The organism is Actomonas spartinae (assembly GCF_051209155.1).
GTDB lineage: Bacteria > Verrucomicrobiota > Verrucomicrobiia > Opitutales > Opitutaceae > Actomonas.
Genome location: NZ_JBPJGB010000003.1, coordinates 176,957 through 198,364, shown reverse-complemented (window position 1 = coordinate 198,364; position 21,408 = coordinate 176,957). Strand labels below are relative to the sequence as shown.

20 protein-coding genes are annotated in these 21,408 nt (G+C 64.0%); 8 read left to right on the top strand and 12 right to left on the bottom strand.

Annotated elements, in window-relative coordinates; genetic code table 11:
- Nucleotides 1-30: 30 nt before the first annotated feature.
- A complete protein-coding gene (xseB, locus tag AC0MRV_RS15835; protein ID WP_472765472.1) occupies nucleotides 31-282 on the bottom strand; it encodes an exodeoxyribonuclease VII small subunit in 252 nt (83 codons plus the stop codon).
- Nucleotides 283-421: 139 nt separating this feature from the next.
- Between xseB and AC0MRV_RS15830 the strand changes: the two genes are divergently transcribed.
- The 7 genes from AC0MRV_RS15830 (at nucleotide 422) to AC0MRV_RS15800 (ending at nucleotide 7,847) form a co-directional block, all read left to right on the top strand.
- Nucleotides 422-2,185 (top strand): proline--tRNA ligase, encoded by a 1,764-nt coding sequence (locus AC0MRV_RS15830; protein WP_472765471.1) that lies wholly within the window; start codon nucleotides 422-424, stop codon nucleotides 2,183-2,185.
- A 102-nt stretch (nucleotides 2,186-2,287) separates the two neighbouring features.
- The gene (locus AC0MRV_RS15825; protein WP_472765470.1) at nucleotides 2,288-2,593 is read left to right on the top strand and encodes an ATP-dependent Clp protease adaptor ClpS; all 306 of its coding nucleotides are present in this window, start codon (nucleotides 2,288-2,290) and stop codon (nucleotides 2,591-2,593) included.
- A complete protein-coding gene (locus tag AC0MRV_RS15820; RefSeq protein WP_472765469.1) occupies nucleotides 2,580-3,074 on the top strand; it encodes a DUF2017 family protein in 495 nt (164 codons plus the stop codon). The genes AC0MRV_RS15825 and AC0MRV_RS15820 overlap by 14 nt, the downstream gene beginning before the upstream one ends.
- 29 nt (nucleotides 3,075-3,103) lie before the next feature.
- Nucleotides 3,104-3,604: a hypothetical protein gene (locus tag AC0MRV_RS15815; protein WP_472765468.1), complete on the top strand. Its 501-nt coding sequence runs from the start codon at nucleotides 3,104-3,106 to the stop codon at nucleotides 3,602-3,604.
- A 249-nt stretch (nucleotides 3,605-3,853) separates the two neighbouring features.
- A complete protein-coding gene (locus AC0MRV_RS15810) occupies nucleotides 3,854-4,192 on the top strand; it encodes a hypothetical protein (protein WP_472765467.1) in 339 nt (112 codons plus the stop codon).
- A 6-nt stretch (nucleotides 4,193-4,198) separates the two neighbouring features.
- Complete coding sequence (locus tag AC0MRV_RS15805; protein ID WP_472765466.1) at nucleotides 4,199-6,397, top strand: DNA polymerase domain-containing protein; 2,199 nt, start codon at nucleotides 4,199-4,201, stop codon at nucleotides 6,395-6,397.
- Between the two features lie 70 nt (nucleotides 6,398-6,467).
- A complete protein-coding gene (locus AC0MRV_RS15800; RefSeq protein ID WP_472765465.1) occupies nucleotides 6,468-7,847 on the top strand; it encodes a Gfo/Idh/MocA family oxidoreductase in 1,380 nt (459 codons plus the stop codon).
- A gap of 326 nt (nucleotides 7,848-8,173) precedes the next feature.
- Here the strand turns inward: AC0MRV_RS15800 and AC0MRV_RS15795 are convergent, their stop codons facing one another.
- The 6 genes from AC0MRV_RS15795 to AC0MRV_RS15770 all read right to left on the bottom strand — a co-directional run bounded on the left by AC0MRV_RS15795 (nucleotide 8,174) and on the right by AC0MRV_RS15770 (nucleotide 15,562).
- On the bottom strand, nucleotides 8,174-9,835 hold the full coding sequence (locus tag AC0MRV_RS15795) for an FAD:protein FMN transferase (protein WP_472765464.1): 1,662 nt from the start codon (nucleotides 9,833-9,835) through the stop codon (nucleotides 8,174-8,176).
- Nucleotides 9,832-11,340, bottom strand: a complete 1,509-nt coding sequence (locus AC0MRV_RS15790; RefSeq protein WP_472765463.1) for a hypothetical protein — start codon at nucleotides 11,338-11,340, stop codon at nucleotides 9,832-9,834. The genes AC0MRV_RS15795 and AC0MRV_RS15790 overlap by 4 nt, the downstream gene beginning before the upstream one ends.
- Before the next feature lie 110 nt (nucleotides 11,341-11,450).
- A complete protein-coding gene (locus AC0MRV_RS15785; protein ID WP_472765462.1) occupies nucleotides 11,451-12,101 on the bottom strand; it encodes a galactose-binding domain-containing protein in 651 nt (216 codons plus the stop codon).
- Between the two features lie 117 nt (nucleotides 12,102-12,218).
- On the bottom strand, nucleotides 12,219-13,559 hold the full coding sequence (locus AC0MRV_RS15780; protein WP_472765461.1) for a Gfo/Idh/MocA family oxidoreductase: 1,341 nt from the start codon (nucleotides 13,557-13,559) through the stop codon (nucleotides 12,219-12,221).
- Between the two features lie 113 nt (nucleotides 13,560-13,672).
- Nucleotides 13,673-14,185 carry a hypothetical protein gene (locus AC0MRV_RS15775; RefSeq protein ID WP_472765460.1) on the bottom strand — a complete coding sequence of 171 codons (513 nt, stop codon included), beginning with the start codon at nucleotides 14,183-14,185 and terminating at the stop codon, nucleotides 13,673-13,675.
- A 27-nt stretch (nucleotides 14,186-14,212) separates the two neighbouring features.
- Nucleotides 14,213-15,562, bottom strand: coding sequence for a Gfo/Idh/MocA family protein (locus tag AC0MRV_RS15770; protein WP_472765459.1), 1,350 nt, complete (start codon nucleotides 15,560-15,562; stop codon nucleotides 14,213-14,215).
- A gap of 289 nt (nucleotides 15,563-15,851) precedes the next feature.
- On the opposite strand from AC0MRV_RS15770, the gene AC0MRV_RS15765 reads away from it, so the two are divergent.
- A complete protein-coding gene (locus tag AC0MRV_RS15765; RefSeq protein ID WP_472765458.1) occupies nucleotides 15,852-16,403 on the top strand; it encodes a DJ-1/PfpI family protein in 552 nt (183 codons plus the stop codon).
- A gap of 84 nt (nucleotides 16,404-16,487) precedes the next feature.
- Here AC0MRV_RS15765 and AC0MRV_RS15760 read toward each other — a convergent pair whose 3' ends face one another.
- The 5 genes from AC0MRV_RS15760 to AC0MRV_RS15740 form a co-directional block, all read right to left on the bottom strand.
- Nucleotides 16,488-17,228: an alpha/beta hydrolase gene (locus AC0MRV_RS15760; protein ID WP_472765457.1), complete on the bottom strand. Its 741-nt coding sequence runs from the start codon at nucleotides 17,226-17,228 to the stop codon at nucleotides 16,488-16,490.
- A gap of 17 nt (nucleotides 17,229-17,245) precedes the next feature.
- Entirely contained in the window at nucleotides 17,246-19,492 is a 2,247-nt protein-coding gene (locus tag AC0MRV_RS15755) for a xanthine dehydrogenase family protein molybdopterin-binding subunit (protein ID WP_472765456.1), read from the bottom strand.
- Between the two features lie 17 nt (nucleotides 19,493-19,509).
- Complete coding sequence (locus AC0MRV_RS15750) at nucleotides 19,510-19,980, bottom strand: (2Fe-2S)-binding protein (RefSeq protein ID WP_472765455.1); 471 nt, start codon at nucleotides 19,978-19,980, stop codon at nucleotides 19,510-19,512.
- A gap of 45 nt (nucleotides 19,981-20,025) precedes the next feature.
- Nucleotides 20,026-20,559 (bottom strand): DUF5069 domain-containing protein, encoded by a 534-nt coding sequence (locus tag AC0MRV_RS15745; RefSeq protein WP_472765454.1) that lies wholly within the window; start codon nucleotides 20,557-20,559, stop codon nucleotides 20,026-20,028.
- A 254-nt stretch (nucleotides 20,560-20,813) separates the two neighbouring features.
- Nucleotides 20,814-21,293 (bottom strand): prepilin-type N-terminal cleavage/methylation domain-containing protein, encoded by a 480-nt coding sequence (locus tag AC0MRV_RS15740; protein WP_472765453.1) that lies wholly within the window; start codon nucleotides 21,291-21,293, stop codon nucleotides 20,814-20,816.
- Between the last annotated feature and the right edge of the window lie 115 nt (nucleotides 21,294-21,408).

Below are 21,408 nucleotides of genomic sequence, written 5' to 3'. Positions count from 1 at the left end.
AATGGTGGGTGGGCGACGGGGGCCGGGCGATCAGTCCGCGGACTCCGTGAGATCAAAGTCGGCAAACTGGGCATCGCCGTCCTTCGATTGTTTAAGTTGTTCGATTTTGAGTTCGGCCTGTTGGAGGCGGGACTCGCACTGCTTCAGCAGCTTGGTGCCTTCCTCGAATTTGGCCAGGAGGTCGGCCAGCGGCACGTCGCCACTCTCCATCGTTTCCACGATGGTTTCGAGTTTGGCCAGAGCGTCCTCGAAGGAAAGCTCGGCTGCCTTGGGTTTCGTCATAAGGGGGCAACATGCTCCGGGCATGAGGCTTTTCAATGCAATCTTTCCCTTGTGCGGATGAGGCGTCGGGCGAGGTGAGTGGACCCGGCGCAATTACGATTGCGGGCGCCACGGGGCGGTGCTCTTTTGGGCGTTTTCTATGAAATACTGGTCCCAGTTTTTTGTCCCCACGCTGAAGGAAAGCCCCGCCGACGCCGAGATCGCCTCGCACAAGCTGCTGGTTCGCGCCGGGTTGGTGCGCAAATTGAGCGGTGGCCTCTACACCTATATGCCGCTGGGACTGCGCACTTTGCAGAAAATCACCCAGATCTGCCGCGAGGAGATGGACCAGTCCGGCGCGATCGAACTGTGGATGCCCCACGTGCACCCGGCGGAAAACTGGGAAAGCGGCCCGCGCTGGAACGCCGCTCGCGAGATCATGTTCCGGGCCGACCATGCCGGCGCGGGCAAGAAGGCGTCCGCGGATCCGGAGTTTGTGCTCGGGCCGACGCACGAGGAAGTCATCACGCCGTTGGTGAAGGCGGAAATCAGCAGCTACCGCGATCTGCCGAAGAATTTTTACCAAATCGCGACCAAGTTCCGGAACGAGATCCGGCCGCGCTACGGCCTCATGCGGGCGCGCGAGTTTGTGATGATGGACTCTTATTCCTTCGACACCGATGCGGCCGGCGCCGAGGTCGCCTACGGCAAAATGAAAGCGGCCTACGAGGCGTTCTTCAAACGCGTCGGGGTGCTGGCCATCGCGGTCGAGGCCGACACCGGGGTGATGGGCGGCAGCTTCTCGCATGAGTTCATGGTCCCGGCCGAGGTCGGCGACGACGATGTGATCTACTGCGAGACCAGTGGTTACGCGGCCAACCGCGAGAAGGCCACCAGCGGCCTCGTCCCGGCTGACTTCACGGTCGCCGCTCCGGCGGGCGACGTGGAGAAGTTCGCCACGCCGGGCGTGGTGACCATTGCGGCGCTGGCGAAGGAGCCCTACGGCGTCGCCGCGGACCAACAGTTCAAAACGTTGGTCTACATCGGCGACGACAAACCCTTTGTGGTGATCCTGCGCGGCAGCGACGAGCTTGAGGAAGCCAAACTCGGCGCGCTCGGTTATACGCTGGTGCGTCCCGCCACGCCGGAGGAAATCGCGCCGATCATGGGCGCCAAGCCCGGGAGCCTGGGCGCGGTCAAAGGCACGATCGCCGCGGCCGACAAGCTCGATGGCATCTTTGCCGACCACGCCATCAAGCTCATCGGCAACGGCACGACCGGCGCCAACGAGGACGGTTTCCACCTGCGCAATGTGAATGTGGAGCGCGATCTGGCCGTCACGGGCTGGGGCGACTTCCGCACGGTGAAGGCCGGCGAACCATGCCCGACTTGCGGCGAGCCGCTGAAGAGCCGCCGCGGTATTGAGGTCGGCCACATCTTCATTCTCGGCACGAAATATTCCGAGTGTTTCGAGGCGACCTACATGGACGACCAGAAGGGCACCCACCCGATGGTCATGGGCTGCTACGGCATCGGCATCAGCCGCACCCTGCAGGCCGTGATCGAGCAAAGCCACGACGGTGATGGCATCGTTTGGCCGTGGGCGGTCGCGCCGTTCCAGGTGCTCATCTGCAACCTCGACCCGCAGCTTGAAGAGGCCGCCGAGCTCGCCAAGGCCATTGGCGTCGCGGCGGAGCTGGCCGGCGCCGACGTGCTCATCGACGACCGGGCAGAGCGCCCGGGCGTGAAGTTCAAGGACGCCGATCTCATCGGCATTCCGCTGCGCGTCGTCATTGGTGGGCGCGGCCTCAAGAACGGCATCGTCGAGGTGAAGTGGCGTCAGGAGAAAGACGTCGCGCAGGTTCCGGTGGCGGAAGCCGCCAGCCATATTGCCAACCTTGTTGAGCAGCAAGAGGCCCGCTGAGAACGTCTTCCACGCTGGCCCATGCCGGGTGATTGACCGGCTCGATGGGCCCGCTAACGTGCGGCCCATCGCCCAATCGCATCCGCCTGCGCCGACCATTTCATGACCGTAGACCAAGCCCAAACCGCTCCCACGCCCTTCGTCGAAACCGACGAAGCGACGCAGTTGGTGGGGCCGTGGAAAGTGGTCGTGTTGAACGATCCGGTGAATCTCATGAGTTACGTCGTGATGGTGTTCCGCAAGGTCTTCGGTTTCAACGAACCCACCGCGCGCAAGCACATGCTGGAAGTGCATGAGAATGGCCGCTCCGTGGTGTGGTGCGGACTTCGCGAGCAGGCCGAACACTACGCCTTTGTGCTGCAGCAATGGCATTTGACCGCGATCTTGGAGCGCAATGAAACGGATTGAGGTGAAGCTCAGTCTGGGCGTCGTCGCGCCGCTGCTCGACGTGATCAAGACCGTCGCCGATTCGCTGGACGACGATCTCGCGGCACCGCAGGCGATCGAGCAGGTCGACCTCGAACTGCGCGACACCTGGCGGGCGGAGTTGGTGGCGGGTCAAAACGGCGATGTCGCGACCCTGTTGGCGCTCTTTGACTCCGACTTTTTCGCCAACGGCGTGGTCAACTTCGACGAGGAAAACGCCGATTCCATCCTGCGTGCCTGCGCCGCGGTGCGTCTGCGGCTGCGCGATCGTTTCCTCGACGACATCCCCGACGACCTGCTGGAAAGCAGCGACGTCGAACTCGACGAATTGGAGGAAGGCCCGCGGAAGGCTTTCATGTGTTACCTGTTTCTTGCGACCGTGCAGGAGCTCATCATTGAGCATCTCTCACCAGAGGAGCCGAGCGATGGGAGCGACGCCGATGACGAGGACGACGTCGACTGAACGACGCCGGCCGCGCCTCATCCCCTATCATGCAACGCGTCGAGTGCGACTATTGCGGCCTGCCGTTTAAAGTGCGGCGGGTGGTCGCGGACGAAAAACGCTACTGCTGCGCCGGCTGCGCGGTGGCGGATCGGGTGCGCACGGGCGACGGGCAGTTTCCGATCACGCCGGAACTGTTGCTGGCCTTGATCGCGGGTTTCGCTGCCTTCAATCAGTTGCTCGGCGTGCTCATGAGCTGGCTCATGGCGGGTGAAGGTCGGGCAGTCCTGGCGGAGCGGTTCTGGTGGGCGTCGCTCGCGGCGGGCGGGCTGGCCTGGCTGTTGGCGACCATCGCGCAACACCGCTCGGGCGCGCGCCGCGGCATCGACCACCTGGTTGCATTGGCGGCGGCGGTTTTGCTGGGGCTCGGGGCGGCGATGCATTCGGCAACATGTGCGTTACTGGGCACGGCGGCCTTGTTAGCGTGGAGCGCTCGCGGCGGATTGCGTCCGCGTGCTGCGAAGCCAGGCGCCAACGGCTTGCAGCAGTAATACACCCAAAGCATTTGACGCGGGCAGGGCGGGTTCTACGTTCGTCCGACACCCTGCCGTGTTCGAGGTGCTTCTACACAGCTCTTCGCCTTTGAGATACTTCGGGAACCGTAACGTGGTGGTTGATGCCGGGCCGTAAATCGGAAGGCAGAGGCCGCCGCGGAAGGTGCCCACCTTAACCTAAAAAGGTCTTGAGCCTTTTGGCACACGGCACAGCGCGGGGTGTATTTTCTTTTTCCAATCCAGCTCATGTCACCCGCCTTCTACCACGTCCTCCACCTCCTCTCGCTCATTGTCCTCACTGGAGGCACGTTTTACGGGTTCGCCGGTTCGCCGGACTCCCGCAAGAAGGTCATGATCTTCACCGGCATCGCCAGCCTGCTCATGCTCGTGAGCGGCGTCGGTCTCCTGCACAAGTTGAGCTATGGATTCCCGGGGTGGGCGATCGTGAAGCTCGTCTGCTGGCTCGGCCTCGCCGCGCTCGCGGGCATTGGCTATCGCAAACGCGGGCAGGCCGGCCTGTTCATGGGCATTATCCTCGCGCTCGTTTTTGTGGCGCTGGTGATGGTCTACCAACGGCCGTTCTAAGCAGCCATGAACACGCCGACCGCAGGTGCGCTCTGCGGCATTTGGGTCGACCGTGTTGGCACGGTCCACTTGTCGCATGCCGATGCAGACGGCGGTCGCGTGGAGAGTTCGGTTCCGCTTGAGCCCTTTGCTTGGCTGAATGCCAAGCCTACGGCGGACCAGGTGCCGGAGGGCGTCACGGTCAGAGCGCTCGAAGGCGAGGGCGTGTTTCGTTGGCTGGCGGAAGCGACGAATCGCGAGGCCTACGACACTTTCCTGAAATCAGCGAAAGGCGAGCTGGGCTGCGACACGGTCAAGCCGCTGGAGAGTCAGCACCTGCTGCGCACGCGATCGCGTTTGTTTGGCGAAGTGAGCTTCGGCCAGTTGCGCCGCTGCCAGCTCGATATCGAGACGGCTTCGTCGGACGGCGACTTCAGTGATCCGGACAAACCGGATGATCGCGTGCTGGCGATCGGTCTGCGCTTCGGCGACCGCGATCGCACGCTGGTCCTGGCCGAGACGAGCGACGCGGCGGAGAAGCATTTGTTGCAGCAACTCAACGCCGTGTTGGCGGAGGAAGACCCCGACACGATCGAAGGGCACAACCTCTTCAAGTTCGACCTCGACTATCTGCGGCGGCGGGCGAAACGCCTGAAGGTGCCCTGCGTTTGGGGACGCTTTGGACAACGCGCCGTTTTTCGCAGCAGCCGACTGAAAGTCGCCGAGCGCTGGATCGATTTCCCGCGCTGCGATCTGCCCGGTCGCACGGTCGTCGATACGTTTCTTTTGGTGCAGCTCTACGACATCACGACGCGGGAGTTGACGGCCTTTGGGCTGAAGGACGTTGCGATCCATTTCGGCATCACGCCGGCGGACGGTGAAGGGCGCACCTATTTGGCGGGCAATATGATCCACGATGCCTACCATCAGGATCGCGATGCGTTTCTGGCCTATTTGGCCGACGATCTGCGGGAGACCAAGGGCATCGCCGACCTGCTGCTGCCGACCTACTTCGAGCAGGTGAAAACCTTTCCGATCACGCTGCAGGAGGCGACGCTGCGGGGCACGACCGGGAAGATCGATTTGTTGTTCCTGGAGGCGTATTTTCACGCCGGGCGCGCGACGCCGGTGCCGCCGGAAGTGCATCCCTTCGAGGGCGGTTACACCCGCAGTTTTCAGGAAGGCGTGTTTCGCGACGTGCTGCACTTCGACGTCGCGTCGCTGTATCCGAGTCTGTTGCTCCACATTGGGCGCAACCCGACCAACGACTCGCTGGGCGTTTTCATTCCGCTGCTCCAGCAACTGCGCGAATACCGCCTGCGCTACAAGAAGCTTGCGCGGGACGGGACCGATCCCGATGAGCGCGCCGAAGCCGCCGCCCGCCAAGCGAGTTTCAAGATCCTGATCAACTCGTTCTACGGCTACCTCGGTTTCTCGGGCGCGCGCTTTGGCGACGGTGAGTTGGCCGCGGAGGTCACCCGTCGCGGCCGCGAGTTGTTGCAGGCGCTCATCGCGGAACTGCAACGCCAGGGCGCGACCATTCTCGAGGCAGACACCGACGGCATCTACCTGTCGTCGCCAGAGCATTTCAACGAGCCGGAGCACCTGCTCGCCAAAGCGTCGGCCATCCTGCCGGCGGGCATCGAGCTCGAATACGACGGACGCTACGCCGCGATGTTCTGCTACAAGGCCAAGAACTATGCGCTCTACGACGGTGAGCGCATCACGCTCAAGGGCAGTGCGCTGCGCTCGCGGGGGATTGAGCCGTTCTTGAAACGGCTGAGCGACAGCCTCATTTCGCACCTGCTTGGCGTGGGCGGCGAGTCGCCGGCGGAGTTGGTGGTGCACTATCGGGAGGCCATCGCCGCCGGCAAAGTGCCGGTGACGGACATGGCCAAGACCGAGATCTTGAGTCAGAACCCGGACGCCTACGAACGCTTCATCGCCGGCGGTGGCAAACCGCGTCGCGCCTCGGCCGAAGTCGCACTGCGGATGGAACCGCGACCGCGCATGGGGGACCGCGTGAGCTATTACATTCTGCCGCGGCAGAAAGGGCAGACGAGTGATTGGCAACGGGCGAATCCCCTGGCGGCGTTTGACCCGTTGCACGCTCCCTACGATCACAAATACTACCTCAAAAAACTCGAGGATTGGGTGAAGCGTTACGAGGCCTTCCTCGACGCCGCGAAACTCGGGCCGACCGAAACTCAGGGCGAGTTACTGTAAAGCCAACTCCGTGGGCGGATTGGCAATCCGACGTTGGAGACGCTGCCGCGGCGGCTCAGGATCCGCCGCTGTGAAAAGCCCCTCTGTTCTTAGCCCCTCCCGTCGGTCCTTCCTGAAAGCCGGCGCCACCCTCACCGCCGCGTCCCTGTTGCCCCGCTTCGCCATCGGGCGGTCCGGACCGGCTGCGACAACTCGATTGAACCTTGCCTTCATCGGTGCGGGCGGGGTGGTCAATCAGGCCCTCGACGGCTGCCGCGGAGAAAACTACGTGGCCTTCTGTGACGTCGATGACGACCGCGCGGCGCGCACCTACGCGGCCTACCCGGACGCGCGCACTTTTCACGACTACCGGGACATGCTCGAGCGACTGGAGCACCAGATTGATGGCGTCGTCATTTCCACGCCCGACCACCATCACTTCGCCGCCGCCTACCTCGCCATGTCGATGGGCAAGCCGGTCTTCGTGCAGAAGCCCCTGACGCACAACATCTGGCAGGCCCGCACCCTGCAGAAGGCCGCGCACTACTACGACGTGATCACCCAGATGGGCAATCAGGGGCACACGACCGAGGGGATTCGTTTGGTCAAAGAGTGGTATGACGCCGACACCATTGGTCATGTGCGCGAGGTGCACGCGTGGTTCGACGGACCTGATTTTGAGGGTCGGTATTTTCACATGCCGGAATCGTTTCCGCCCGCGAGCGACCCGGTGCCCACGGCGCTGAAATACGACCTCTGGCTCGGGCCGGTCACACCGCGCGCGTTTTCGAGTGAGTATCATCCGCTCATCTGGCGCGGTTGGTGGGACTTCGGCTGCGGCGAACTGGGGGACTGGGCTTGCCACACGCTGGATGCGCCGTTCTGGGCGCTCGACCTCGGCATGCCGGATAAGGTTACGATCGAAAAAATGGATACGGTTCACGCCACCTTCTGCCCGCGCTCATCCCATCTCGTGTTTCATTTTCCGGCCCGGGGCGAAAAGCCGCCGGTCAAACTCCATTGGTATGACGGCGGCGAGAAACCCGATGCGAGCAAGATTCCGGAATGGCCGGCCGACAAAGAGTTGCCCCGTCGCGGTATGGTGATGATCGGCGACAAACATACGCTCATGACCGACGCGCGGCCAAACAGTCCGCGGCTCATCAACGATGAGCTTTGGAATGACTTCCGCCAGAGCCCGCCCGCCAAGGTCATACCGCGCGTCGCCGGGGGGCCCTTTCAGGAGTGGATTCGTGCCATCAAGGGTGAAGGACCGATGCCCGGTTCGAACTTCGATTACGCCGCGGCGCTCACCGAGATGGCGCATGTCGGTGTCCTCGCGCAGCGCACCGGTCGCGACATCGAATACGACGCCGCGACCATGGAAATCGTGAATCACGACGACCTCGGTGAGATGATCCGCGAACCCGCGCGCTCCGGTTGGGACTTCGGCAAGGAAGTCTGGCGGTAGACAGAGGACGATTTTCGAGCCGCAGCCGGCCTCGGTGAAACCTCGCCCAGGTAGGGCGGTGTCGCCGGCAGCCGCCGGTTGCGGTGGATCAGCCGAGAGGCAGTTGAAAGCCGCGGTCGAGGACGTCCGCGTCCACCTTGTTGCAGCTCTCGGATGGATGGCCGTCGCCATGAACGGTGACGAGAACGCGCGACCGGGTCACCGACCCCGGTTGCAACGGAGCGAACTGTGGCCGGGCTCGGTGAGCCCGGTGCGTTGGAAAGGCCTCGTTTTCATCGTGACCGGCTTACGTGGCCCTGGAGTCCGAATAGCCACAACGTCGCTCCTCAGGCCGGACTCTGCTCGCGCAGCCGTTTTACGACCCGGACCAATTCCAAACCGTCGGACAGCCGGACGTTTGAGCCTGGCACTTCCCGCCAAGCGATGGGCAGGTTGGTGATGGGCAGGCTGTCGTCGCGGGCGGCGATCAGGAGCTCGAGGTCGAAGTCGTAGCCGTCGACTGCCCAGGGTTCGCGGGCGCGCCACCAGGCGGCGGGCACGATCTTGAAGCCACATTGGGAATCGTCCGCGCCGATCCGCAGTTGAACCTTGGCCCAGCGGGCGAACCAGCCGCCGGTGCGTTGCCGCCAGAATCCGCGGCGGACGGGGCGCGAGTGGTCCTGGTGGTAGCGACTGGCGGCGATCAGGCTGGGCTGCGCCGCCGCGGGCGCAGCGAGCACCTGCTTCAGTCCTCGGATGACTTCCGTCGCGGGCACCGCGCCATCGGCGTCAACAAAGCCGAGCCATTGGGCCGAAGCCGCGGCGTGGCGCCAACCGTGGTAAACCGCACCGCCTTTGCCGCGGTGGCGTTCATTATCCAGCATGGGCTGGATTTGGGGATGGCGTTCGTGCAATTCGGCCACGGCACGACGGGTGGCGGCGGCGTCGGCGACGGGTGAACCGTCGTCCACGATCAGCACTTCAACGGGTAGCGCGGCGTCGTCGAGGGCCGCGCCGAGCTGGGCGAGAAACGGCGGCAGCCGGTCCTGCTCGCGCCAGCAGGGAATGACCAGGGTTGCGGCCGGCGGCGGTCGTCGCCAGGAATTGAATACGCCGGTGCGGAGCAGGGGGGCGTCGGTGCGGGTCGCCAGCACGGCGCAGTCGGGGGCCTGGTTGAACAGGGTGGTGAGTGCGTCGTCCGCCATGAGCAGCGCGGCAGTGGAGAGCGCGTCGGCGAGGGCGGCGTCGGGGGCGAGCACGAGGGATTGTTGGCGTCGCTGGAATCCGGTGGGCGCGATGACATGGCCGGGTTGAAAGCCGCTGCCGGAGGCGCCCAGGGCGAAGGGCGCGGCGAGCGACAGCTCCGGCTGGCCGGGCAGTTGCGGCAGGCGCAGCGTCCATTTCGAACGATCGGCGGCAAGGGGCGGCCCGATCACCAGCACGCTGGAGCCGCCGCCGACCAGCACGGCGGTGGAGATATCCCAGTCGGTGAGCAGTCGCGCCATCGCATCGAGGGCGGCGCCCTTGCCGACGGCGCCGAGATCGAGCCAGCGGCAGCCGTCGAGTTTGGTGACCAGCGGTTGCTCAGGATCGAGCGAAAGCACGGGCCGGATGTCGTCAGGCGACGGCGGCTCGAGATCGCGCAAATGCGACGGTGTCTTCTGATCCTTGGCGCGGAGCGCCGCGCCGCCGGCGAAGGGATCAAAGGCGCCTGCGCTGGCGGCGGCGACCTCGATGGCGGTGAGCAGGCAATGGTGGGTGAGCTCGTCGATGCGCAGGGTGTCGCCGGATGGGGCACGGTTGATGCGGGTGACGTCGCTGCCTTCGCGGTAGAAACTGAGTTGCTCCTCCACGCGGTCGAGCAAGGCGAAGGCCTCGGTCGCCACCTGGCGGGCCGTGCCGTTGGCGGGCGGCGCAAGGTAGAGGGTGAACTGCGTCGCCATGGCTTCGTGTTCGAAGCGTTCCAGACCGTCGAGTTCGACCAATTGAACCAGTGGAGCCGGGTTCATGGCAGCGGCGGGAAGGTGGCTTCCCATACAGCGGGAGCGATTGAGATCGTCAGCACGACGTTGGGTCGGAGCCCCACAAACTCGACCATGCGCGGCGGGCCGAGTTCGGGCGGGAGTTCACCATGCTGGCTGTCCCACACCACGACGTCCCAGTCGGCAAGGTTGGTGGGTGGGATATCGTCGATGTAGCCGACTTGCGGCTGTCGGCGCAGATACCACGGCAGCGGCCAGGCGTGCTCGTCGCTCACCACCGCGATGGTAAGTGGTCGGTTGAGGTTGGCACGGAGTTGCTCAATGCGTTCAGGTAAGCGTTGGAAGGCGCGGGGCGCTTGTTCGTAAAAGTAGGGATTGCGCGGATCGCCCGGATAGCGGTCGAGCGCCAGGCGGCCGACATGCGCGGAGTGCGCAATGGTGGCCGCAGCGAGGATAAGCGCAGCCCCGGTGGCGAGTTTGCCGCGAGTGGCCAAGTGAGAGAGCGCGTAGCCGCCCAGCAGCGCGAAGCCAATGGTGGGAGTCAGCAGCAGCCACGGCGTCTTGTAGGGAATGAGACTGTGCAGCAGTAGCAGCCCAAAGGTGAACAAAGCGGTCGATCGCAGTCCGGATGGCGCCGACCGGCGGCACGCGAGACCGGTGCCGATGAGGGCCAAAGCGAGAAAGCCAAGCTGGGCCCAAAGCACGGGTTTGGCGCTGAGCAATCCGAGGGTCTCCAAGGTGCGCCACCACGGGTAGTGGTGGGCGTCGCCGGCGATGCGTTGGAATTGCAGGGGGTAGGTGCGCAGCGCGTCGATGATCCCTTGGGGGTGGGCGCCGAAGCTCGAGTAGAAGAGTAGGACCGGCAGCAGCCAAGCGGCGCCGAACCACGCCAGGCGACGAGGAACGAAGGTCGTGGGTGCCGGACGGGATTCCCCGTAGCGCACCGCGGCCCAGGCCAGCAGCAGGTAAAACGGCGCGATTTCCTTGGCGGTTTGGGCTAGACCCGCGACCAAACCCAGGAGCAGCGTGCGCCGGGTCGAGGGGGGGGCTCGCAGGAGGAACACAAAGGCCCAGACCAAACCGGCCAACCATGCCTCCTGGACGAAGTAGGTTTGGTAGAGCGTGCTCAGGGTTTCGGTGCTGAGCAGGAGCACGGCGAACGGTCCCACGCTGCCCGGGCCTCCCAGCAAGCGCGGGGCGAAGCCGATGAGAGCGAGGGTGCCGAGTCCCGCCAACAGCGTGAAGCTGCGGGCGCTGACATCGTTGAACTCATCGGCGGAACGCCCGCGAAGGGTGTGAAAGCCGGCGGCGCCAAAGTAGATGAGCGGACCGTGACGATCGAGCGGGTCGTAACGGTAGCCCTCGCCGTGGAGGAGGTTCCACGTCAGCCAGGCCTGCACGGCTTCGTCGGCATGGAGTGGCCGATTGGCGAGATGGCTGCTGCGCCAAAGTCCGCCGGCGAGGAGCGCCAGCACGGCCAGCATGATCCACGCGAGGTTTGGGACGGAAGCAGGAGCGGGGCGGCTCGCCATGGCAGCAAAGGTTTCAGGGCAAGGCCGGACCGACAAGACGGAACCCCGGGCAGCAAAACGGGCCGGCAGCAGACCGACCCGCAGAAGTGCTGGAATGAGGTGGCGGCGGCTTATTCGACCGGGCGGCCGAAGACCTCGACTTCAATGTAGTGGTTGAGGCCGTCGGAGGTGTTGCCGTTGGAATAGAGGCGCACGTAGCGGGCGTGGACCTTGTTGCCGGGGATGAGGCGGCCGTAGTTCTTTTCCAGATACGCCGGATCCTTGCCGCGACCCATGCCAGAGGAATCGTCGTGGTCGTTGTTGAAGAGGGTCGTGACGCCGTTGACGAACTCGGGGTCATCGCTGACCTGGATGATCACATCTAGGTAGGAGCGGGGCTGGGCGTGGTAGTGCCAGACGGCGATGCCATAAATCTCGGCCTCCTGCTCGAGGTCGATCTGCACCCATTGCTGCATCTCACCGAGTTCGACGTAGTAGCCGTCCTCGGACTCCTTGTCGCCGTCGGTGACCATATCCAGTTCACCGATGATGGGCCAGGAGTCGGAGGAGGTGACGGGTTTACCGGCGGCGAGGTTGGTCACGTCGTCCGGCACCATGATGTCTGGAGCCGGGGTGTTGGGGGCCTCGAGGTGCGGCAGCTTGATCGGCGCCGGGGTGGAGGTGACCTTCGGCGGCGGAAATTCGAGCTCGAGCTTCGTCTCGGCGAGCGACCACGAAGCAAGGGCGGTCAGGGAAAGGAGGAGGGCGGCGGATTTGTTCATGAAAGGGGAGGCGGGCCCACGGAACACACGGAATGCACGGAAAGCGGCAAGTTTCGGGGCGAAATAGGTTCCGAGTATTCCGTGTGTTCCGTGGGCAGTAAACTACGTTGGCGGGGCTCAGGCGCGGAAGTCTTCGGGCTTGAGGTCGATGGTCTTACGGGCGGCGACTGCCGGGTTGACCATGAAGATGGGGGCTTCGCTTTCGAAGGCGTGGGCAGCATCGCAATTGAGCGTGCCCTCGCCGCGAACGGCGGCAAAGAAGTTCTCCAGGTGGGGCTGGTGCAGGGGTTTGTCCAAGACGACCGGCAGCTCGTAGGCCACCAGCGGGGCGGTTTCGCGCACATCGACGGTCTCGGCTTTTTTGGGATCGGGCGCGCCTTCGCTGCGGCGGAGGTAATTGAGATCAATCCACTTATCCCACTCGGGGGCGCGGTCTTCCCGGTAGACCTTGGTGAGGGTCGGGTTTTCGGAGATCTTCACCGAACCTTCGTCACCCATGAACTGTTCGAAGTAGCCGCCGCCAGCGCTGGTGGTGGTGAGCACCTGGTAGAAGGCGCGCACCGGGCCCTGGGCGGTGTCGTATTCAAAGATGGCCATGACGTTGTCATACCATTCGCGGGTCGGGTAATAGTCGGAGCCACCGGAGGCCATGACGCTCTTGGGGCCGGTGCCGAGGAACCAGTTGAAGACGTCGATCTGGTGGGCACCCAGATCGGAGATGGGGCCGCCGGAGAGATCCTTGAACCAGCGCCAATTGCGGAACTGGTGCATGTCCTTGAAGCCGTAGCGCTGGAGCGTGTCGGCCGGGATCTCGTAGCGCTTCGGCCAGCCGAGATCGTCGGACACAGCGCGGTTCCACTGACCGTTGATGTTGGTGATACGGCCGGGGATGTGCGCCTTGTTGATGATGTTGTTCAGGGCGTGCAGGTAGCGCGGGTTGCTGCGGCGCTGGTGGCCGATTTGGCAGAGTTTACCGGTTTCGCGCATGGTCTGGACCATGGAGCGGGCGCCCTCGACCGTGTTGGACATCATCTTCTCGCAATAGACGTGAAGTCCGGCCTTGAGGCACATGTTGGTGTGCGGGGCGTGCCAGAAGTCGGGGGTGGCAATGACCACCGCGTCGAGGTCCTTCTCCTTGGCCAGCATGTCTTCGATATCGGTGTAGCCGTTGGGGTCGAAACCGGCCTTCTTCAAGCGGTTGACGCCGTAGCGCTGGGAAAGGTCCCAGATGTCACACACCGCCTTGAACTGCAGGCCCGGTATGTTGAGCAGCGAGTCGAGCAGCACGCGACCTTGTGAGCCCATGCCGACCAAGGCGACATTGAGGCTGTTGTTGCCAGCTTGCGCACGCAGGACCGCGGGCGCGGCGAGCACCATACCGCCGGCGGCGAGGCCGGTCTTGAGGAAACCGCGGCGGGACCAGGGGGAAGGAGCGAGAGGGGAAGGGGTTTCAGTCATGATGGCGGAAAACGGTCGGAGGATGGTTTCGCTAGGGCAGAGGATTCAGGGGGCCGGGAGAATCAAGCCGCGGCGCACTAAAGCCGCTGAGCAACGTTTGAGGCGGATTCGTCCTACCATTTGGGCAGGATGGCGAGTCGGTCGTGTTGGACGAGGCGCAAGGCGAGGGCGACCAGCGCGACATGAATGCCGAGCCAGGCAACGCCGCCGTCCTGACGGATGAGGATGAGGCCGACGGTGAGGCTCACGTAGACCAGTCCATGGACGAGCAGCGAAATCCGCGGGGCAATGCCGAGCAGCAGCGTTACGCCCATGGCGATCAATACCGGCCCGAGCACCGTATCGTAAATGCCCAGAGCCCAGCCGGGGAGCAGCGGTTCGGCGGCAAACTTGTCGGCCAACGCCGGCGGGATGCCGTGGTAGTGGTCGAGTCCATACACCTTGTGGGTGACCTCGACCATGGCGCCGTTGATGTCGGGCTCGCCAAACTCGTCGAGCAGCGGCTGCTGTTCCGTGACGGAACCGGCATATTTTTCGAGTCCGGTAAAGAGGGCGCGCACGCCCAGCCAGAGGCGGAGCACCCAGAAGCCGAAGGTGGAGGCGAGGTTTTGGTCGGGGTTGGACATGGTGAAATCGAGGTGCGCGGTGGCGGTTTAGAAGAAGCCCGGGCGGTATTGCTTGCGGAGGTATTTTTCGGCTGAGGGCAGGTTGGGAATCTTCATGTTGGCGGCATCCCATTCGAGTCGGCGGTTCGCGCGGACGGCAACGTTGCCGAGGAGCACGGTTTCCGAGAAGGGACCGGCGTAGTCGAAATTCGAGGCTGGCTGATAACCGTCGCGGATGGCCATGGCCCAGGCTTCGTGGTGATTACTGGTCGGCACCCGCGGCAAGGTTTTCGGCGGGAGGTTGGGAGCCAGGCTGCGCATTTTGGATTCCGGGAAGATACGGATGGAGCTGTTGTAAGTCGTGGTCATCACGCTCGCTTCGGAACCGATGATGAAACTGCCGCTGCCGTCTCGCGGCAACTGGCGACCTTCTTCAAAGTCGGCCGGCAGCGTAGGCGTGAGACCGCCGTCATACCAGGTCCACTTCACGCCCGGCATCGAGCCGCGGGCGGCGAAGTCGAATTTGACGACGGAGCTGACGGGGCAGGCGTGTTCGGTGTTCTTGGCCGAGAAGGCTTCCACGGCGGTCGGGGCGGTGAGTTCGAGCCCCCAGTATGCTGCGTCCATGATATGGCAGGCCATATCGCCGAAGGCGCCGCAGCCGAAGTCCCACCAGCCGCGCCACGCAAAAGGCACGTAGGTTGGATCGTAGGCGCGCTCCGGGGCGACGCCGAGCCAGAGGTTCCAATCCAAGGTGGAGGGCACCACCGGGATGGCCTTGCTGTGGTCGGGCCACGGCAGCCCTTGCGGCCAGATCGGACGGTTGGTCCAGCTGTGGACCTCGCGCACTTCGCCGAGCACTCCGGCCTGAATCCATTCCTTGAGGAGACGGGTGCCCTCGTTGCTGTGTCCCTGATTGCCCATTTGGGTGATCACGCCGGCCTTGCGGGCGGCTTCGGTGAGGAGGCGTGCTTCCTCAACCGTATGGGTGAGTGGTTTCTCCACGTAGATGTGTTTGCCGTGGGCGATCGCGGTCATGGCGATCGGAAAGTGCATGTGGTCCGGCGTGGAAATGACGACGCCATCAATCTTGTCACCGAGTTGTGCGAACATTTCGCGGTAATCGCGGAAGCGGGGCACATCTGGGTATTCCTGATAGGTTTGGGCGGCGCGCTCCTCGTCGACATCGCAGAACGCCACAAAGGTCTCATTGACCAAGGCCTCGATCGCATTGCGGCCGCGGCCGCCGGCACCGACGATGGCCAGGTTCAGTTTGCCGTTGGGGGATGCGCCGCCGTTTTGGCCCCGCATGATGGCGGGGAAGGCAGCCGTGGCCGCGGTGGCCAAGGTGGATTTTTGCAGAAAGCTACGGCGGGTGAGGGCTTGTTCAGGATTCATGGATTTGGGGCAGGATTAAAAACGGAATGCAGGGGACATGCGGGGTTGCATTAAAATTGCATAGAATTGCAACAGAATGGACAAGGGCGCGGATTAAGCAATCTCACGTTGGCGAGGCCGGGACTTTATCACGGAGAACTAGGTTTTGTGATAGCTCCATCTTGGTCTTTGTGCGGCGCAAATTGTCCGAAGTGGGATCGGGCGAGCGCAATGCTGATCGATCACAGATTATCGTGACACGGGCCGGGGTTGCGATTGGACAAGCCGCTAAACCTGGTTTGCGTGGGCCATGCCCCAAAAAATCCTGATTGTCACCGACGACGCCGGCGAGTCGTTCGAAATCCTTTACGCCCAACACCGCTTTGTAGAAGCGGGCTTCCAGCCGGTCATCGCGGCGACCGAGCGGAAAAAGCTCAACGGCGTGATTCACGATTTTTATCCCGGTTGGAACACCTACATCGAGAAACCCGGCTACCTGATCGACAGCGAAATCACCTTTGATGAGGTCAAGGTCGAGGATTACGCCGCGATTCTACTGATTGGAGGGCGGGCCCCGGAGTTTCTGCGGCACAATGCGAAGCTGATTGAAATCGTGCGGGACTTCCACGCGCAGGACAAATGGGTGCTTTCGATCTGCCATGGGATTCAGATTCTGTTGGCGGCGGGTTTGGGGCGGGACCGGCAGCTCACGTGCTACGAAAACGTCCGCTTCGAGGTCGAGGCCTGCGGCGGAAACTGGATCAACCAGGAGTGCGTGCGCGATGGGAAGATCGTCAGTGGGCAGACTTGGGGCAGCCACCCGGATTTCTATCGGGAGGTCTTCGCGCACTTGACGGCGTGAGGCGCCGAGAGATGTTGCTGCTGCAGCCGGGGGCGGTGACCCCGGTGGGGCGTGCGTTCAATCCAAGGGCGTTGGTGACCCCGGCTACAGCGCTGTCGAAAACTGCTGCGCGCACCAATCGACTACGGTTCGCACCATCGTGTCGGTAAGGTCCGGCTCGAAGATGTGGTTGGCGCCGGGCAGCTCGACGAGGCGGGCGTTGGGGCCGGCGTGCGACATGGCGTCGTGACTGTGATAAAGCGGCACGAGATCGTCATTTGTGCCGTGCACCAGGAGCCAAGGCACGGTCACCTTCGAAACGTCGGCGATGACCGTATCGATGGCCCGTAAATCGTCCATGTAGGCCTGCGGCAATACCAGTCCGGGTTTGTCGAACATCAGCCCTTCACCGGGGGTGAGGTGGCCGAAGGCGTGTTCGGCGAATTCCCGCGCGCGCACGATGGCCGCCAGCGAAATGAGCAGGCGAATGCGCTGGTCCCGCGCGGCGCGCCGCACGCCAACCGCGCCGCCCATGCTGTGACCGGCGTAAGCCACGGAGTAACCGGCGGCGGTCGCCGCATCGAGCACGGCGCCGAGATCCTCGACCTCCTTGGTGATGTTGGATTCGGCAAACTGGCCTTCGGAATCGCCATTGCCCGACCACGACAAGCGCAGCGCCGGAATGCCGGCGGCAGCGAGACCGTCGGCCAGGGCGACGAGAAAGGGCCGGTCCTTGTGGCCGGTAACGCCGTGGCCGATCACCACGAGCTGCCGGGAGTCGGCGGCGCCGGGGTGAAAGGTCGTGTCGAGCCGTTCGCCGTGGCGGTTGCGAATGATCGTATCCACGCAGCGGAGACGCGGGATCAGCTCCAGCTCAGGTCGGCTTCGTTGAAGGGCATGCTGCGCACGCGCTTGCCGGTGGCGGCGAAGATGGCGTTGCCCACGGCGGGAGCGAGCGGCGGCAGGGCCGGTTCGCCGAGACCGGTGGTGGGGAACGGCGTCTGCACGAAGTGGGTTTCCACCACGGGCGGCGTGTCGGGCAGGCGCAGCAGCGGGTAGTCGTGGAAGTTGCTCTGTTGCACGGCGCCGTTGGCGACGGTGATTTTGAGTCCGAGCGCGGTGGACAGCCCGTCGACCATGGAGCCCTCGACCTGGTTCTCCGCGCCGCTGAGGTTCATGATCGTCTCGCCGCAGTCGACGGCGGCGACGAGCTTGTCGACCTTGAGCGAACCCTGCGGGGAAACCGTGACCTTGGCGCCGATGGCGACGTAACCCAGGTGGCTGTAGTGGAAGGCCACGCCAATGCCTTCGCCCTTCGGCAGGGACTGTCCCCAACCGATTTTTTCGGCCGCGACTTTTACGACCCCGGACATGCGGCCGCCGTGGTAACCGCGTTGGTCTTCGGGTTTGTTTTTGCGCTCCTCGTCGCCGAGCAGCTTGAGTTTGAAGTCCACCGGATCGGTGCCGGAAGCGTGGGCGAGTTCGTCGAGGAAGCTTTGCGTCGCGAAGGCGATGGCGCAGGACCCGGGGGCGCGCCACCAGCCCAGCGGGACGCCGCTGTTGAGGATCGTCTGACCCATCTTGAAGTTGGGCACGAAGAGGCCGGGGAACTCGGAGCCGTTGATGTTGGCGCCGCGGCCGGTTTCGGAGTCGCTGTTGACTCCGAGGGTGACGAAGTGGTCCTGCCAGGCGACAAGTTTGCCGTCGGCATCGAGGCCGCCTTTGAAGCGGTGCCAGCCAGCCGCGCGGTAATGGTCGTGCTGCATGTCCTCTTCGCGGCTCCAGGTCATCTTGACCGGCACACCGGCTTTTTGCGCGATGGCGGCGCATTGGAGCATGTAGTCGCTGATGAGGCGGCGACCGAAGCCGCCGCCGATGCGGGTCATGTGAATGACAACCTTCTCTTCGGGCACTCCGAGGTTGCCGGAAATGAGGCCGCGGCCCCAACCCGGCAATTGGGTCGGTGCCCAAACCTCGGCGTGATCGGCGGTCACCACCGCGGTGCAGTTCTGGGGCTCGAGGTTGGCGTGCGAGGCGTAGGGATAAGTGTAATACGCATCGAGCGAGGTGGCGGCGTTTTGCAGGGCCTCGTCCACATCGCCGTCGTGGCGCAGGGTGGACTGCGGTTCGCCGGCGGAGACTTCGGCGGCCTTGGCGTAAAAACCGTCGGTGCTTTGCGCGGCGACGTCGGCGGGGATGTCCCATTCGACCATGAGCGCGCGGCTGGCGGCCTTGAAGACCGACCAGGTGTCGACGCCGAGGATGGCGACGCCGGCGGGGAACTCGTCGATCTTGTCGTTGCCCTCAAGGATGAACGCGTCGGTTACGCCCGGCTGGCGTTTCACGTAGTCGAGGTTGGCCGACTTCACCTTGCCGCCAAAGGACGGGCACTTGACGTAAGTGGCGTGCACAAGGCCTGGCAGGGTTTGGTCGATACCGAAAAGCGGTTTGCCGGTGAAGAGGGCGGGGTTGTCGACGCCGGGCACACGCGTGCCGAGAATTTTAAAATCCTTCGGGTCCTTCAACGGCGCGGCCTCGGCGGCTGGCACCTCCAAGGTGGAGGCCACGGTCACCAAGTCACCGTAGCCGAGAGAACGACCGCTGGCCTGGTGATGCACGGCGTTGTCCGCGGCGTGGCATTCCGCGGCCGCCACACCCCAGGTTTGAGCGGCGGCGGAGATGAGCATGGCCCGGGCCGTGGCGCCGAGTTGGCGAAACTCCATAAAATGGGCGGGCGTCGCGCCGGAACCGCCGGCGACTTGGCGCTGATAGCGTTCATCAAACCCGGCCTGCACGATGTGGACTGAGTTCCAAGCCACCTCGAGTTCCTCGGCGATGAGCATGGGGAGAGCGGTTTTGATGCCCTGGCCGCATTCCGGGTTTTGCGACACGATGGTCACCGTGCCATCGGGGGCGATGCGCAGGTGGAAGTTGGGGGCAAAGTCGCCGTCGGCGGGAGCAGGGAACGCGGGGTTGGATTCCTCGGCGGCGAGGCTGCGACTGGGCAACATGAGGCCCAGGCTGAGGCCGGCGTAAGCGGCGCCCGTGGCCTTGATGAAACCGCGGCGACTGACGCCGGAAACGGGAGCGGGGGCAGGAAGGGTCTTCATGGTTGTCGTCTCCGGGTTCAGGCTTTGGCCGAGGCCTTTTCGGCCGCGAGGTGAATGGCTTGGCGAATGCGGACGTAGGTGCCGCAGCGGCAGAGGTTGCCGGCCATGGCGGCGTCGATGTCGCTGTCGGTCGGTTGGGGGTTGGTCGAGAGGAGCGCGGCGGCGCTCATGATCTGACCGGATTGGCAGTAACCGCACTGCGGCACATCGACCTCGTTCCAGGCCTCCTGCACGGCGGAGACGCCGTTGGGGTCGAGACCCTCGATGGTGGTGACGGCGCGGGCGCCGACGGTGGAAACCGGGGTCTGGCAGGAACGGGTGGCGGTGCCGTTGATGTGCACCGTGCAGGCGCCACAGAGGCCCATGCCACAGCCGAACTTGGTGCCGACGAGGTTGAGGTGATCACGGAGCACCCAGAGGAGGGGCGTATCCGGGGCGACATCGACGGTGAGGCTCTCGCCGTTCACCTTGAGGGTGTAGTTGCTCATGGGGTGGTTGAGGGGACAGGTAGGTTGTGGGAAAGGGAGTCGAGATCAGGCGGCGACGGTGCGGGCCTTGACCCAGGCAATGATGGCCGCGTCGTCGTCGAAATGACGCCAGGCGAGGTTCAGGAATTCGGCCGGCAGGATGTCGTGCGTGCGGAAAAAATTCCGGTCGCCGCCGCAGCAATACATCATGGAGGGGGGCAACTCACCGCGGAGCTTGGCGCGCACTTTGGGCAAAATGCGGGGCAGCCAAACGATGCCGTCGATCGCCTCGGATTTGCTCGCCCACGTGTTCGGATCGGCGACCACGGTGGAAGCCACGCCGTTTTGCACGTTGAGGAAGTAGTCACGGCGGATCGTTTCGATGGCGAGCGCATGGCCGAATCCCGGTAGGCCACCGCCGAGGTCATCCTCCGCATAGTCGAACATGGCCTGGGCGCCGATGCCGTTGGCGTCGAGCCAAGCCTGCTGATCGGCGTCGAAGAGTTCCGCCGCGGAGGCCTTACCGGATTTGTATCCGGAGATGGCGTGATCGTAGAGGACGCGAAACTGCTGGGGAAAGTCGAAGTGGGAAACGGTCATGGCTTCAGACGTAGGCGGCGTTGGTTGACCTGGCAAAGCCAGCCGGGCGATTTCTGCGACGGTGGGTCGGTGGGGATGGTGATCAGTTGTCCGCAGCGAGCAATCAAGCGCGGAAATTTATGTTAAACGCCAGCCGGCGGAACGTTGGCGCCGTCCAAGGTGCAAAGTCGACTGGACCAGCCCCGTTGCGGGGTCTTGGGAAGGCGTGCGCGACCTCCCCAGCGAAATGCGAACGTGCGAACCGAGTCCGGCGCTTATTCGATGACGGCATAGCCCCGCCGTCCGCTGTTAAAGGCCCGGAACGTGCCAGCGGAGAGGTCGCCATCGTCGATCAGGTCGTCGACGAGTTGGAGATACTTTCGCTGCTGATCGGACGGAGCGCCACCGAAGTCGACCCCCACCAAGGCACGGTAGCCAAAATCGCCCGAATCGATATCCCACACCCCTCCGATAGTCGTGGGTTGGGCGTAAACGCCTTCATTGAGGTAGTCGCCGAGCTGGGCATGGCCGCCCGCGAACGAGCCCGAGGATGGGTCGCCCGGGGTGGTGCCCAGTTCCAACATCATGGTGTCGATGCCTGCGGTGAAGGTGCGCAGGTCGCTCACGAAGCGGTTGACCCGAGCGCGTTCGCGCACGCGGCTGAAAGCCGGAATCGCCATGGCCGCCAGCAGGCCGATGATAACGACCACGATCATGATCTCAACCAAGGTAAAGCCACGGCGAGGTTTATACATTCCGGAACGATCTTGAACACGTTGACGGCTGTGGCGACCGCTATGACGCGCGATCGCGTCAAGCGCTCGTAAAAACGCTCGTGAGAAGTGCGTCGAAGGGTAGACGGGGCAGGCG

Excerpts from the sequence above, each read along its gene's own strand:
- AC0MRV_RS15815 (WP_472765468.1), top strand. The coding sequence starts at position 3,104 with ATGCAACGCGTCGAGTGCGACTATTGCGGCCTGCCGTTTAAAGTGCGG.
- AC0MRV_RS15745 (WP_472765454.1), bottom strand. The coding sequence starts at position 20,559 with ATGACCGTTTCCCACTTCGACTTTCCCCAGCAGTTTCGCGTCCTCTAC.
- AC0MRV_RS15810 (WP_472765467.1), top strand. The coding sequence starts at position 3,854 with ATGTCACCCGCCTTCTACCACGTCCTCCACCTCCTCTCGCTCATTGTC.
- AC0MRV_RS15830 (WP_472765471.1), top strand. The coding sequence starts at position 422 with ATGAAATACTGGTCCCAGTTTTTTGTCCCCACGCTGAAGGAAAGCCCC.
- AC0MRV_RS15820 (WP_472765469.1), top strand. The coding sequence starts at position 2,580 with ATGAAACGGATTGAGGTGAAGCTCAGTCTGGGCGTCGTCGCGCCGCTG.
- AC0MRV_RS15795 (WP_472765464.1), bottom strand. The coding sequence starts at position 9,835 with ATGAACCCGGCTCCACTGGTTCAATTGGTCGAACTCGACGGTCTGGAA.
- AC0MRV_RS15740 (WP_472765453.1), bottom strand. The coding sequence starts at position 21,293 with ATGTATAAACCTCGCCGTGGCTTTACCTTGGTTGAGATCATGATCGTG.
- AC0MRV_RS15785 (WP_472765462.1), bottom strand. The coding sequence starts at position 12,101 with ATGAACAAATCCGCCGCCCTCCTCCTTTCCCTGACCGCCCTTGCTTCG.
- xseB (WP_472765472.1), bottom strand. The coding sequence starts at position 282 with ATGACGAAACCCAAGGCAGCCGAGCTTTCCTTCGAGGACGCTCTGGCC.
- AC0MRV_RS15780 (WP_472765461.1), bottom strand. The coding sequence starts at position 13,559 with ATGACTGAAACCCCTTCCCCTCTCGCTCCTTCCCCCTGGTCCCGCCGC.
- AC0MRV_RS15750 (WP_472765455.1), bottom strand. The coding sequence starts at position 19,980 with ATGAGCAACTACACCCTCAAGGTGAACGGCGAGAGCCTCACCGTCGAT.
- AC0MRV_RS15765 (WP_472765458.1), top strand. The coding sequence starts at position 15,852 with ATGCCCCAAAAAATCCTGATTGTCACCGACGACGCCGGCGAGTCGTTC.
- AC0MRV_RS15755 (WP_472765456.1), bottom strand. The coding sequence starts at position 19,492 with ATGAAGACCCTTCCTGCCCCCGCTCCCGTTTCCGGCGTCAGTCGCCGC.
- AC0MRV_RS15790 (WP_472765463.1), bottom strand. The coding sequence starts at position 11,340 with ATGGCGAGCCGCCCCGCTCCTGCTTCCGTCCCAAACCTCGCGTGGATC.
- AC0MRV_RS15805 (WP_472765466.1), top strand. The coding sequence starts at position 4,199 with ATGAACACGCCGACCGCAGGTGCGCTCTGCGGCATTTGGGTCGACCGT.
- AC0MRV_RS15775 (WP_472765460.1), bottom strand. The coding sequence starts at position 14,185 with ATGTCCAACCCCGACCAAAACCTCGCCTCCACCTTCGGCTTCTGGGTG.
- AC0MRV_RS15770 (WP_472765459.1), bottom strand. The coding sequence starts at position 15,562 with ATGAATCCTGAACAAGCCCTCACCCGCCGTAGCTTTCTGCAAAAATCC.
- AC0MRV_RS15825 (WP_472765470.1), top strand. The coding sequence starts at position 2,288 with ATGACCGTAGACCAAGCCCAAACCGCTCCCACGCCCTTCGTCGAAACC.